The following is a 12,404-nucleotide window of genomic DNA, read 5'->3' as shown; positions in this document are numbered from 1 at the left end:
CATACATTGAAAATTACACGTGTAACAGAACAAGTGAGCTTAAAGCGTACGATTGATCAAGGGACAAGTGCTCAAAGAGAAATTGTCGTAAATATTTTAAAGCAGGTGCAAGAGCAAAAAGACGAAGCTTTAAAAAGGTATACAGCCCAATTTGACGGCATTGAGCTTTCTTCTTTGCTTGTGACAGAACAAGAAAAGAAGCGTGCTTATGAGCTGGTTGATGCAGATATGCTGTCAATCATTCGTGAAGCTGCTGACAACATTCGTGATTACCACGAAAGAATGGTCGAGCAGTCTTGGATGACAACAAAAGAAGACGGCACCATTTTAGGGCAGAAAGTAACGCCTTTAGATGCAGTAGGTGTTTATGTACCGGGAGGCCTTGCGGCTTATCCTTCTTCAGTTTTGATGAATGTCATTCCTGCTCAAGTGGCAGGTGTAAAACGTATCGTGATGGTTTCACCTCCAGGAAAAGACGGCGCGCTTCCTGCTGGAGTAGTGGTAGCAGCGAGTGAGCTTGGGGTCAAAGAGATTTATAAAGTAGGGGGAGCTCAGGCAGTAGGAGCACTTGCCTATGGAACAGAAACAATTCAATCCGTCGATAAAATTGTAGGGCCAGGTAATATCTTTGTTGCATTAGCGAAAAGAGAAGTATATGGCTTAGTAGACATTGACTCAATTGCTGGACCTAGTGAAATTGTCGTACTAGCAGACGATACGGCTAAGCCGAACGAAGTGGCCGCTGATTTATTGTCTCAAGCAGAACATGACAAATTAGCTTCAAGTATTTTAGTTACACCTTCGATGACATTAGCCGAAGCTGTTAAAGAAGAAGTGGAAAGACAAGTGGAATCTTTACCTCGTAAAGAAATTGCAAAACCTTCTATTGATAACCATGGCGCTATTTATGTGACCGGGTCATTAGAAGAAGCGATTGAAGCTGTTAATCAATTAGCTCCTGAGCATTTAGAAATTATGACTGAAAGTCCACTTGAACTTTTAGGTTCCATTCGTCATGCCGGTGCTATTTTTCTAGGAAGATACAGCTCAGAACCTGTTGGCGATTATTTCGCGGGACCAAACCATGTTCTTCCAACAAATGGGACAGCAAAATTCTCAAGTCCTTTATCAGTTGATTCATTTGTGAAAAAGTCTAGTATCATTTCATACAGCCAACAAGCTCTCCAGAAAAATGTCTCGAAAATCTCAGCATTTGCTCGTTTAGAAGGGCTAGAAGCTCATGCAAGGGCGGTTGAAGAACGCTTTAAAAAATAAGGTGGAGATTAAAAGAAAAGAGTAGAAATGTTCTTTTCTTTACTTATTACATGCACAGTTGAAAGGAGTTTCACAATGAGAGAGTCAAGTATTAAACGTACAACAAACGAAACGGATATTGCATTAGCGATTGGAATCGATGGAGAAGGAAAAGCGAACATTGATACAGGCGTTCCTTTTTTAAATCATATGCTCGATTTATTTACAAAACACGGACAGTTTAACCTTGATGTAAAAGCAGACGGGGACACGGAGATTGATGATCACCATACAACGGAAGATATCGGTATTTGCCTTGGTCAAACGTTCAAAGAAGCGCTCGGTGATAAAAAAGGAATTAAACGCTATGGAAATGCTTTTGTACCAATGGATGACGCGTTGGCTCAAGTCGTAGTAGATTTAAGCAATCGTCCTCATTTTGAATTTAAAGGTGATATTCCCGCGTCGCGCGTTGGTACATTTGATACAGAGCTTGTGTATGAATTTTTATGGAAATTCGCATTAGAATCTCGCATGAATGTACATGTAATTGTACACTACGGTAAAAATACGCACCACATTATTGAAGCAGTATTTAAGGCATTAGCACGTGCTTTGGACGAAGCGACAACGATTGATCCGCGTGTCAAAGGTGTGCCTTCGACGAAAGGGATGTTGTAAATGATTGGAATTATCGACTATGGGATGGGCAACTTATACAGCGTAAGTAAAGCTCTGGAACGATTAAACTATGACTATATTATCTCCGCAGATCCTGCAGAACTAAGTAAGGCAAAAGGGCTGATTCTTCCTGGGGTTGGAGCATTCAAAGATGCGATGGAACAGCTGAATCAAACAAAGCTGACGGACTTTATTAAAGAAGAAGTAGCAAAAGGAATGCCTTTGCTTGGAATTTGTTTAGGTATGCAGCTTTTATTTGAAGAAAGCGATGAGAACGGTGTAACAAAAGGGCTGGAACTGTTAAAAGGGAGAGTCGAGCGTATTCCCGGCATTACTGCCGAAGGACAGACATATAAAGTTCCGCATATGGGCTGGAACTCTTTAGATTTTCATCAGCAATCTGCTCTGCTTGATGGAATCAGTGAAGGTCACGTGTACTTTGTTCACTCTTATTACGTAAAAACAAATGATCAAGACGTGCTTTTAGCAACAAGTCCTTATGATGTCGAAGTTCCAGCAGTTGTTGGAAAAGAACACGTATTTGGCACTCAATTCCATCCTGAAAAAAGCAGTGCAATCGGAATGCAAATGCTGCAAAATTATGCAAACTTCGTAGAGAAAAGGAGCCCATCGTATGAGCAAATTTGAAATATATCCAGCCATTGATATGCGCGGAGGAAAGTGCGTCCGTTTGCTTCAAGGAGATTACTCAAAAGAAACGGTGTACGGAGATTCTCCGGTAGATATGGCCACACAATTCGCAAGTGAAGGCGCTCAGTGGATTCACATGGTTGATTTAGACGGCGCAAAAGCGGCTAAGCGCGTGAATGATGAATTTGTGCTAGGCGTGAAAAAGAAATTAGATGTACGTGTGCAAATTGGAGGAGGCATTCGCTCAGAAGCTGACGTTGCTTACTACTTAGAAAACGGAATTGACCGTGTTATTTTAGGAAGTGCAGCTATTTCTAATCCTGAATTTGTGAAAAAAATGCTGAAGGAATATGGTGCGCGTATTGCTATTGGTATTGATGCACGTGATGGCTATGTTGCGACGGAAGGCTGGGTGGAAACATCTACAATCAAAGCGACAGAACTAGGAAAAGAATTGGCTAATGCTGGTGCGGAAACATTTATTTTCACGGATATTTCTACTGATGGTATGCTGTCTGGTCCTAATGTGGAAGGAATTGTTGAGATGGCTAAGGCTACTGGAAAAGGTGTGATTGCATCAGGGGGAGTTAGTAAACTTGCTGATCTAGATGCACTAAAGAAATATGAAGCTGACGGCGTTATTGGTGCCATTGTAGGGAAAGCACTTTATACAAATAAGTTTACAGTAGCTGAAGCACTTCAAGAGGTGAAAGCGTAATGATTACAAAACGAATCATTCCTTGTTTAGATGTAAAGGACGGCCGTGTGGTAAAAGGAGTTCAGTTTGTGGAACTTCGAGATGCAGGAGATCCTGTAGAGTTGGCGAAATTTTATGACGAAGAAGGCGCAGACGAATTAGTCTTTTTAGACATTTCTGCTTCTCATGAAGGACGCAAAACGATGGTACATGTTGTAGAAGAAGTAGCATCTCAGCTAGCGATTCCTTTTACGGTGGGCGGAGGAATTAATGCATTAGAAGATATGAAAAGAATGCTTCGTGCTGGTGCAGACAAAGTGTCATTAAATACAGCGGCCGTACTCAATCCAACACTGATTACAGAAGGGTCCGACTTTTTTGGAGCTCAGTGTATTGTGGTAGCCATCGATGCTAAGTACGATGAAAGCTTACAATCATGGCGAGTCTACACACACGGAGGCCGCAATGCAACGGACTGGGAAGTAATCGACTGGGCAAGAGAAGCAGTAAAGCGCGGTGCGGGTGAGATCTTGTTAACGAGTATGGATAAAGACGGTGAAAAGTCAGGGTTTGATTTAGCATTAACCAAAGCAGTCAGCCAAGCGGTGAGCGTTCCTGTTATTGCTTCCGGCGGCGCAGGAAATGGTCAAGATTTTGTCGATGCGTTTGAAAAAGGGGAAGCTGACGCGGCTTTGGCGGCTTCGATCTTTCACTATAAAGAAACATCTGTAAAAGAAATTAAAAGCTATGCAAAACAACAAGGAGTGAGCATTCGATGACGATTGAAAATATTAAATTCAACAGTGATGGACTTGTGCCAGCTATTGTACAAGATGCTGTGAGCAAAGAAGTTTTAACATTGGCTTATATGAACGAAGAATCACTTCAAAAATCAATTGATACACGTGAAACATGGTTTTACAGCCGTTCTCGACAAGAGTTGTGGCACAAGGGGGCAACCTCTGGAAACACACAAAAAATTGTGAGCATGGCATATGACTGTGATGCTGATTCTCTTGTTGTAAAAGTGGAGCCTCAAGGTCCTGCTTGTCATACGGGCGCTTACAGCTGCTTTAATGAAACAATTCTTGGCGAAAATAAACAAAACGATAATCGGTTTGCTATTATTAATGAGCTAGAAGAAGTAATCGCTAAGCGTGAAGCTGAAATGCCAGAAGGAGCTTATACAACATACTTATTCGATAAAGGCGTAGATAAAATCCTCAAAAAAGTAGGAGAAGAAGCTGGTGAAGTGATTATTGCAGCAAAAAATCGTGACCATGATGAACTGAAGTGGGAAGTTGCAGATTTATTGTACCACGTACTTGTTTTACTTCGTGAGCAAAAGCTGCCTTTAGACGATGTCCTATCAGTATTAAAAGAGCGTCACTCTAGCTAATAGCTACATAGTGAAAAGAGAGAAGGAGTTGTCTCATTTTAGATAAAAGAGGCAAAACCTTCTCTTATTTGCGTCAAGAAACGACTGCTTACAGGCTCCTTTTTTGAATAGAGGTATTAAACTTCTTGGCAAATGTGATATACTACGAACGTCGAAATTATCAACTTATTTGGAGGGCTTAATGGAAAAACACTCAAAAGTAATTCAAAAAATGGCACAAGTAATTCCATTTTCGCAAACGGGTGACTTCTATTTCGAAAAAGCGCTGCAGGCGTTTGAAGAAGAGGAGTCGGATAAAGCGCTCAAGTATTTAACGCGTGCAAACAAAGAAAATGCCCGTAATCCACAGCTTCTTACAAACGTTGGAGTAGCTTTAACGGAGCAGGGAGATTATCAAGATGCCAACGAGCTTTTTCTCCATGTGATTCATCATATGGACGATACATTAGGAAGCTGTTACTACTATATAGCCAACAGCTATGCGCATCTTGGACTGTTTGAAGAATCAAAAAAATACGCGATGTATTACATTGAGCATTTTCCAAATGGTGACCTCTTTCGATCGGCTACAGATCTGTTAGATTTACTATCAATTGATGTGGATGAAGAAGATGAAGAGCCTAAAAATCAGCTAGGGGACATGCTGATTATAAAACAAGAACAAGCAAAACGACTGCTTGAAGCAACAAATTTTGAAGAAGCAGTGGATTTGTTAACTGAAATAATTGATGAGTATCCAGAATTCTGGTCTGCATATAATAATTTAGCGTTAGCTTATTTTTATTTAAATAAAATTGATGAGGCAATGGATTTGCTGAATGAAGTATTGGAGAAAAACCCTGGAAACCTTCATGCGTTATGCAATCAGCTGATTTTCTATTATTATTGCCATAAGCATAAAGAAGTTGAGGAGCTTACAGACGGGCTTAGCCGCGTTTATCCAATGTCATTTGAACACCGCTATAAGCTTGGAGCAACATTTGCATTGATTGGTCAATACAAACTATCATACAGATGGTTAAAAAAGCTTTATACACAAGGATTTCAAGGAGACAACTCATTTCATTATTGGCTCTCATATGCTTCTTACTATACCGGGCGTGAAGCGTTCGCTAAAGAAATGTGGAAGCTGGCATTGGAAGACGTTCCTGATAAAGAAGGAGAGGAGCCTTGGCGCATCAGTCAAAAAGCTGCGAAGGTTTTTCAATCGAAAGTGGATGTTACAGCGAAAAAGAAGTGTGCAACAAAAAATGTTCACGATCAGCTTTACAGCTTGTATATGGCAAAAAAGCTTCCTGAACAACAGCGCCTGCTCCTTTTAGAAGAAATCAAGTCTTCCATACATATGAGTACACTTTTGGATGAAGTATATACGTATGTATGGCAGGATAAACAACATGTGATTTTTGAGGTGGCAGATGTTATTGAACTGGAGATGGAATCGCAGAATGAAAGTGATACCCAAGATCTTTTAAGCTTTTGGTTTTATGTATATGTACAGGTATATAAACAATCCTATGATTTTCAGCATGTGAACGTAAATGCATGGGCTGCAGCCGTCACATATATATGGGCGAAAGAAAAAAGGCAGGCTATTACTCAAGCCGATGCGGCAAAACAATATTCCATTTCCGCTGCAACAGTGAGAAAGTACAGTAAAATTGTGAATACATTATTAAATTGAGCAAAAAAATAGACGATAATAGGAAGAACATATTAGGATAGTGGTAACGAAATAATTATCCATAAATTTGGAATCAACTACGAAGGAATTTCCTAAAAGGAGTGTAAAGCAATGACAGAAGAAAAAATTTATGATGTCATTATTATTGGGGCAGGTCCAGCAGGTATGACTGCTGCTGTATATACATCTCGTGCAGATTTATCAACACTAATGATTGAACGCGGAATTCCAGGCGGTCAAATGGCTAATACGGAAGATGTAGAAAACTATCCAGGTTATGACCATATCCTTGGCCCTGACCTTTCTAACAAAATGTTTGAGCATGCAAAAAAATTCGGTGCGGAATATGCGTACGGTGATATTAAAGAAATCATCGACGGAGAAGAATACAAGACAGTTCGTGCAGGCAGCAAAGAATATAAAACACGTTCAGTAATCGTTGCTACTGGTGCGGAATATAAAAAATTAGGCGCGCCAGGAGAAAAAGAACTAGGCGGCCGCGGCGTATCTTATTGTGCTGTATGTGACGGCGCATTTTTTAAAGGTAAAGAGCTAGTCGTTGTAGGCGGTGGAGACTCTGCAGTTGAAGAAGGCGTATATTTAACACGCTTCGCAACAAAAGTAACAATTATTCACCGACGTGATGAGCTTCGCGCGCAGAAAATCCTACAGCAGCGTGCATTTGACAACGAAAAAGTTGATTTTATTTGGAATACAACGGTCAAAGAAGTAAATGAAAAAGACGGTAAAGTAGGCAGCGTAACGTTAGTAGACACCAAAACAGGTGAAGAGCGCGAGTTCGGTGCGGACGGCGTATTCATTTATGTTGGAATGGTTCCACTAACAAAACCATTCGAAAGCCTAAACATCACGAATAAAGAAGGATATATTGAAACGAACGAGCAAATGGAAACAAAAGTACCAGGTGTGTTCGCAGCTGGAGATGTTCGTGAAAAGGCTCTTCGTCAAATTGTAACAGCTACAGGTGATGGCAGCATTGCGGCTCAAGCGGCTCAGCACTATGTAGAAGAGTTAAAAGAAAAGTTAAAAGCTATTCAGCAATAAGGCTGAAATCAACCTTTTACAAAACGTAATTCGGTTTTAACTGTTCTGTAACACCTGTGAAACATTGATGGGGTACTATATAGATAGTAATTGACCCCCTTTTATAAAATATATGTATGTCGGGCATAGGACGTGTTCCTATGCCTCTTTTTTGTGACTATAACAGATTGGATTTACGTATATAACAGCAATTGATTATTTTCAGAAAATTTAGTAATAGTTAGTTCATCTCCGTTGTGAGAGAAGTTTGTTTCGTAGTATAATAAAAGAAAATGTCAGTATACATATGATGAGGTGGAAAACATGCAAAGGGTCACAAATTGTGTATTAATGAAAGATGATAAAGTATTGTTGCTTCAAAAGCCACGAAGAAACTGGTGGGTGGCCCCGGGTGGGAAAATGGAGCAAGGAGAATCTGTAAAAGACTCTGTTGTAAGAGAATTTCGTGAAGAGACGGGAATTTATTTGAAAAATCCCACTGTAAAAGGTATCTTTACTTTTACGATGAAAGAAAACGATCAAATTTCATCTGAATGGATGATGTTTACTTTTTTTGCTACAGATTTTGATGGGACAAATGTGCTAGAATCAGAAGAAGGCAAACTTGGTTGGCATAATTTGAGTGAAGTAAGTGAATTGCCGATGGCGCCGGGAGATCATCACATTATCGATTATGTAGCAAAAGGGTCGGGTGTTATTTATGGCAACTTTACGTATACAACGGATTTCGAGTTATTATCTTATCGAATTGATCCTTGTTAATGATAAATAGACATGTATGCATAGATTGAGGGGGATGGAAAATGAGTACTGGGTCTGTAAGCGATATTCAATTAGTGATTATTACTGGAATGTCAGGTGCAGGAAAAACAGTAGCAATTCAGAGTTTTGAAGATTTAGGGTTCTTTTGTGTAGATAATTTACCCCCTACATTGCTACCGAAATTTTTAGAACTCATGAAAGAGTCAGGGAATAAAATGAATAAAGTTGCTCTTGTTATGGACTTGCGAGGCAGAGAGTTTTTTGAAAGCCTGTTTGAAGCATTAGATAACATGAGTGAAACAACGTGGGTCACGCCACAAATTTTATTTTTAGATGCAAAAGATTCTGTATTGGTGACACGCTATAAAGAAACAAGACGTTCACATCCGCTAGCTCCTTCGGGTTTACCTTTAGAAGGAATTGGTATGGAACGTGAGCTTCTTGAGGAGTTAAAGGGAAGAGCTCAGCTTATTTATGAGACGTCAGAGTTAAAACCAAGAGAGCTTAGAGAAAAGATTTTAACTCAGTTTTCGTCGCACGCTTCACAGGTTTTTACTGTTAATGTGATGTCGTTTGGTTTTAAATATGGTGTACCTATTGACGCTGATTTAGTCTTTGATGTGCGCTTTTTGCCAAACCCTCACTACATTGACCATATGCGTCCTAAAACAGGGCTTGAAGAAGAGGTTTCTTCTTACGTATTAAAATGGACGGAAACTCAAAAGTTCATTGAAAAAGTAGTAGACTTACTTTCGTTTATGCTTCCACAATACAAGCGAGAAGGTAAAAGCCAGCTGGTCATTGCTATAGGATGCACAGGCGGGCAGCATCGCTCCGTCACATTAGCTGAATATTTAGGTCACCATTTCCAGAATGAATACAAAACTCATATTTCTCATCGTGACATTGAGAGGAGAAAGGAAAATCATAGATGAGCAGTGAACAGCTTCCAAAAGTTGTCGTCATTGGGGGAGGAACGGGTTTACCAGTGCTGTTAAGAGGGTTGAAGGAATACCCTCTTGATCTTACAGCCATCGTAACCGTAGCAGACGACGGGGGAAGTTCTGGCCGATTGCGCGATGAACTTGAAATCCCTGCTCCTGGTGATATTCGAAATGTGCTAGTTGCTTTATCTGATGTAGAGCCACTAGTTGAAGAGCTTTTTCAGCATCGATTTGATACAGGAAATGAGCTTACAGGCCATTCTCTTGGCAATTTGTTGCTTGCAGCTATGACGTCTATTACTGGCGATTTTGTGCATGCTATACGAGAAATGAGCAAAGTACTAAACGTCAGAGGGAAAGTACTTCCAGCAGCTAATCAAAGTGTTGTGCTGCATGCGGAGATGCAAGATGGATCCATCGTAACAGGTGAATCTAAAATTCCAGAAGTTAATAAAAAAATTAATAAAGTATTTTTATCGCCCGCCGATGTGAAACCGCTTGTCGAGACAATAAAAGCGATTCGACGCGCTGATTTAATTGTGTTGGGGCCCGGAAGTCTTTATACAAGTATTTTGCCGAATTTACTGGTGCAGGATATTTGTAACGAGCTTTGTTCGACAAAAGCCAAGAAAGTGTACGTATGCAACGTGATGACGCAGCCGGGTGAGACATTGGGCTTTAAGGCAAGTGATCATATTAAAGCGCTTTACAATCATATGCCGTGTGCATTTTTAGATGCAATTATCGTCAATAATGCACCTATTCCAGCACCTTTAAAAAAGAAATATCAAGTAGAGCAGGCTCAGCCTGTAGAATATGATCGTGAAGTATTGCTAAAATTAGGGTTAGAAGTGATTGAAGATCAAATTATTCAGTATGACGGCAGCGTAATTAGGCATGATACAAAAAAAGTAGCAAAGCTTGTGTATTCTATGCTGACATCGCTGCAAGGTAAAGCGAATACGGGTGTTTAACACCATTTCCGTATGTAGATTGGAGGTGAAGTTATGTCATTTGCATCAGAAACAAAAAAAGAGTTAACGAATTTAGAAGTCAAAGATTGCTGTGCAAAAGCAGAGCTTTCTGCATTAATTCGAATGAATGGTTCACTTTCTTTTTCGAATAAAAAATTCACGGTTGATGTTCAAACAGAAAACGCAGCGATTGCTCGGCGCATTTATGTCCTGCTTAAGAAAAATTATGATGTGTCAGTAGAACTGCTTGTACGTAAGAAAATGCGATTGAAGAAAAATAATGTGTATATTGTTCGATTAGTAGAGAAAACGAGAATGCTTTTGGAAGACTTAAAAATTGTAGAAGAAGGATTCACGTTTACACATCGTATTTCACCAGAGCTAGTACAAAAGAAATGCTGTAAGCGATCCTACTTAAGAGGCGCATTTTTAGCCGGCGGTTCTATTAATAACCCAGAGACATCATCGTACCATCTTGAAATCTTTTCATTGTATGAAGAGCACAACGAAGCTTTATGCAATTTAATGAACGAATTTCAATTGAATAGTAAAACATTAGAACGGAAAAAAGGCTATATTAACTATTTGAAAGAAGCTGAAAAAATTACGGAGTTTCTAAATATCATTGGAGCCCATAACGCTCTTTTACGGTTTGAGGATGTAAGAATCGTCCGAGATATGCGAAATTCCGTTAATCGCTTAGTCAATTGTGAAACAGCTAACTTAAATAAAACGATCGGAGCGGCTATTCGTCAAGTGGAAAACATTCGTTATATTGATGAAACAGCTGGATTAGACATCTTACCAGAAAAGCTAAGAGAAATTGCTCGTTTGCGTGTGGAATACCAAGACGTTACGTTAAAGGAGCTTGGTGAGATGGTATCTGGAGGTCAAATTAGCAAATCGGGCATTAACCATCGGTTGCGTAAAATTGACCAAATAGCAGACAAGCTTCGCGCCGGTCAGCCAGTCACATAAGGGGAATTGCAAGGGGGAGGATTTTATCATGGAAAAACAAGTAGAAGTAAAATTAAAAACGGGATTACAAGCTCGTGTTGCCGCACTATTTGTGCAAGAAGCAACTCGTTTTACATCTGATGTGTACTTGAAGAAAGATGAGAAAGTGGTCAACGCTAAAAGTATCATGGGGTTAATGAGCTTAGCGATTAATAACGGTTCTCTTATTACGCTCATTGTTGAAGGGGTAGATGAAAAAGAAGCAATGGATGCGTTAGTAGCTTACGTAGAGAACGATGCATAAAAAAGCCTTTCCCGCTCCGGGAAAGGCTTTTTTTATTTAGGGTCGTTTTCTAATACTTTGTCAATTAGACCGTATTCTAAAGCGCGTTCAGCAGTCATGAAATTATCACGATCTGTATCACGTTGTAGCACTTCTAACGGTTGACCTGTACGCTCAGCTAAAATTGAATTTAGTTTTTCACGTAAGAATAGAATACGTTTTGCCGCAATTTCGATTTCAGTAGCTTGTCCTTGAGCACCACCAAGAGGTTGATGAATCATTACTTCGCTGTTTGGAAGAGCAAAACGTTTGCCCTTTTCACCAGCAGCCAGTAAGAAAGCACCCATTGATGCAGCCATACCGATACAAATTGTAGAAACTTTTGGCTTAATGAATTGCATCGTATCGTAGATAGCCATTCCAGCTGTAATAGAGCCACCTGGACTGTTGATATAAAGTGAGATATCTTTTTCTGGGTCTTCAGCAGCTAAGAATAGAAGCTGAGAAACGATTGAGTTAGCTACATTATCGTCAATAGCACTACCTAAAATAATAATGCGGTCTTTTAATAAACGTGAATAAATGTCATAAGCACGTTCACCACGGTTTGTTTGTTCAATAACTGTAGGAATTAAGTTCATATTAAATTCCTCCTTAACAAGAATAATTTGTTATGTACCTATAATACACGTATGGTCAATAAAGGTCAAACAAAAGAACCTCTACTACACATATTCGCTTAAAAGACTATGTATTCCTCTTTGACATTATTAAAATTTTTCCCCCTTCTAAAAAAAATAAACGTAGTATTCTATTGAAAAGAGAAGTTTTCTCTCCTATAATGGAAGTTGTGACAAATATGCCCTCGTAGTGTAGTGGATAGCACAAGAGATTCCGGTTCTCTTAGGGTGGGTTCGAATCCTGTCGAGGGCGTCTTAAAACGTTGCGGATTACGCAACGTTTTTTATTTTGAGTAAAAAGGCTCATCTTCTCAAAAAAATATATTTATTTTCCTCCTATACCCTCTTATACGCGTAAGGAAGCAAGAATTAA

At 39.6% G+C, this 12,404-nt stretch carries 14 protein-coding genes and 1 tRNA gene; 14 read left to right on the top strand and 1 reads right to left on the bottom strand.

The features are described 5' to 3' along the window. Window positions 1-6 precede the first annotated feature (6 nt). The 13 genes from hisD (at window position 7) to BG04_RS10325 (ending at window position 11,372) form a co-directional block, all read left to right on the top strand. Window positions 7-1,275, top strand: coding sequence for a histidinol dehydrogenase (gene hisD / locus BG04_RS10385; RefSeq protein WP_034648407.1), 1,269 nt, complete (start codon window positions 7-9; stop codon window positions 1,273-1,275). Between the two features lie 75 nt (window positions 1,276-1,350). Further along, a complete protein-coding gene (gene hisB / locus BG04_RS10380) occupies window positions 1,351-1,935 on the top strand; it encodes an imidazoleglycerol-phosphate dehydratase HisB (protein ID WP_013059719.1) in 585 nt (194 codons plus the stop codon). Next, entirely contained in the window at window positions 1,936-2,583 is a 648-nt protein-coding gene (gene hisH, locus BG04_RS10375) for an imidazole glycerol phosphate synthase subunit HisH (RefSeq protein ID WP_034648409.1), read from the top strand. After that, window positions 2,570-3,304: a 1-(5-phosphoribosyl)-5-[(5-phosphoribosylamino)methylideneamino]imidazole-4-carboxamide isomerase gene (gene hisA, locus BG04_RS10370; RefSeq protein WP_013085396.1), complete on the top strand. Its 735-nt coding sequence runs from the start codon at window positions 2,570-2,572 to the stop codon at window positions 3,302-3,304. The genes hisH and hisA overlap by 14 nt, the downstream gene beginning before the upstream one ends. Then, window positions 3,304-4,062, top strand: coding sequence for an imidazole glycerol phosphate synthase subunit HisF (hisF, locus tag BG04_RS10365; protein ID WP_016765868.1), 759 nt, complete (start codon window positions 3,304-3,306; stop codon window positions 4,060-4,062). Before hisA ends, hisF begins: the two co-directional genes overlap by 1 nt. Beyond that, entirely contained in the window at window positions 4,059-4,682 is a 624-nt protein-coding gene (hisIE, locus tag BG04_RS10360; RefSeq protein ID WP_013059715.1) for a bifunctional phosphoribosyl-AMP cyclohydrolase/phosphoribosyl-ATP diphosphatase HisIE, read from the top strand. Before hisF ends, hisIE begins: the two co-directional genes overlap by 4 nt. A 181-nt stretch (window positions 4,683-4,863) precedes the next feature. Further along, window positions 4,864-6,366 carry a tetratricopeptide repeat protein gene (locus BG04_RS10355; RefSeq protein WP_013085393.1) on the top strand — a complete coding sequence of 501 codons (1,503 nt, stop codon included), beginning with the start codon at window positions 4,864-4,866 and terminating at the stop codon, window positions 6,364-6,366. Between the two features lie 111 nt (window positions 6,367-6,477). Then, the gene (gene trxB, locus BG04_RS10350) at window positions 6,478-7,431 is read left to right on the top strand and encodes a thioredoxin-disulfide reductase (protein WP_013059713.1); all 954 of its coding nucleotides are present in this window, start codon (window positions 6,478-6,480) and stop codon (window positions 7,429-7,431) included. 303 nt (window positions 7,432-7,734) lie between these two features. Then, entirely contained in the window at window positions 7,735-8,193 is a 459-nt protein-coding gene (locus BG04_RS10345) for an 8-oxo-dGTP diphosphatase (RefSeq protein WP_013059712.1), read from the top strand. A 41-nt stretch (window positions 8,194-8,234) separates the two neighbouring features. Further along, complete coding sequence (gene rapZ, locus BG04_RS10340; protein ID WP_013059711.1) at window positions 8,235-9,128, top strand: RNase adapter RapZ; 894 nt, start codon at window positions 8,235-8,237, stop codon at window positions 9,126-9,128. After that, window positions 9,125-10,111 (top strand): gluconeogenesis factor YvcK family protein, encoded by a 987-nt coding sequence (locus BG04_RS10335; RefSeq protein WP_013085391.1) that lies wholly within the window; start codon window positions 9,125-9,127, stop codon window positions 10,109-10,111. The genes rapZ and BG04_RS10335 overlap by 4 nt, the downstream gene beginning before the upstream one ends. A gap of 33 nt (window positions 10,112-10,144) precedes the next feature. Then, window positions 10,145-11,089: a DNA-binding protein WhiA gene (gene whiA, locus BG04_RS10330; protein ID WP_013085390.1), complete on the top strand. Its 945-nt coding sequence runs from the start codon at window positions 10,145-10,147 to the stop codon at window positions 11,087-11,089. A gap of 28 nt (window positions 11,090-11,117) precedes the next feature. Then, entirely contained in the window at window positions 11,118-11,372 is a 255-nt protein-coding gene (locus BG04_RS10325; RefSeq protein ID WP_013059708.1) for an HPr family phosphocarrier protein, read from the top strand. Between the two features lie 32 nt (window positions 11,373-11,404). On the opposite strand, the gene clpP is transcribed toward BG04_RS10325, so the two are convergent. Next, window positions 11,405-11,992 (bottom strand): ATP-dependent Clp endopeptidase proteolytic subunit ClpP, encoded by a 588-nt coding sequence (gene clpP, locus BG04_RS10320; RefSeq protein ID WP_013059707.1) that lies wholly within the window; start codon window positions 11,990-11,992, stop codon window positions 11,405-11,407. Between the two features lie 220 nt (window positions 11,993-12,212). Between clpP and BG04_RS10315 the strand changes: the two genes are divergently transcribed. Next, a tRNA-Arg gene (locus BG04_RS10315) sits at window positions 12,213-12,284 on the top strand. The last annotated feature ends 120 nt before the right edge of the window (window positions 12,285-12,404 follow it).

Source organism: Priestia megaterium NBRC 15308 = ATCC 14581 (assembly GCF_000832985.1).
GTDB classification, from domain to species: Bacteria; Bacillota; Bacilli; order Bacillales; family Bacillaceae_H; genus Priestia; species Priestia megaterium.
Note: the sequence above shows the minus strand (reverse complement) of the source record. Positions and strands in the feature narration are given on the sequence as shown.

Excerpts from the sequence above, each read along its gene's own strand:
- rapZ (WP_013059711.1), top strand. The coding sequence starts at position 8,235 with ATGAGTACTGGGTCTGTAAGCGATATTCAATTAGTGATTATTACTGGA.
- BG04_RS10335 (WP_013085391.1), top strand. The coding sequence starts at position 9,125 with ATGAGCAGTGAACAGCTTCCAAAAGTTGTCGTCATTGGGGGAGGAACG.
- hisA (WP_013085396.1), top strand. The coding sequence starts at position 2,570 with ATGAGCAAATTTGAAATATATCCAGCCATTGATATGCGCGGAGGAAAG.
- BG04_RS10325 (WP_013059708.1), top strand. The coding sequence starts at position 11,118 with ATGGAAAAACAAGTAGAAGTAAAATTAAAAACGGGATTACAAGCTCGT.
- trxB (WP_013059713.1), top strand. The coding sequence starts at position 6,478 with ATGACAGAAGAAAAAATTTATGATGTCATTATTATTGGGGCAGGTCCA.
- BG04_RS10345 (WP_013059712.1), top strand. The coding sequence starts at position 7,735 with ATGCAAAGGGTCACAAATTGTGTATTAATGAAAGATGATAAAGTATTG.
- hisB (WP_013059719.1), top strand. The coding sequence starts at position 1,351 with ATGAGAGAGTCAAGTATTAAACGTACAACAAACGAAACGGATATTGCA.
- hisIE (WP_013059715.1), top strand. The coding sequence starts at position 4,059 with ATGACGATTGAAAATATTAAATTCAACAGTGATGGACTTGTGCCAGCT.
- hisF (WP_016765868.1), top strand. The coding sequence starts at position 3,304 with ATGATTACAAAACGAATCATTCCTTGTTTAGATGTAAAGGACGGCCGT.
- BG04_RS10355 (WP_013085393.1), top strand. The coding sequence starts at position 4,864 with ATGGAAAAACACTCAAAAGTAATTCAAAAAATGGCACAAGTAATTCCA.
- whiA (WP_013085390.1), top strand. The coding sequence starts at position 10,145 with ATGTCATTTGCATCAGAAACAAAAAAAGAGTTAACGAATTTAGAAGTC.
- clpP (WP_013059707.1), bottom strand. The coding sequence starts at position 11,992 with ATGAACTTAATTCCTACAGTTATTGAACAAACAAACCGTGGTGAACGT.
- hisH (WP_034648409.1), top strand. The coding sequence starts at position 1,936 with ATGATTGGAATTATCGACTATGGGATGGGCAACTTATACAGCGTAAGT.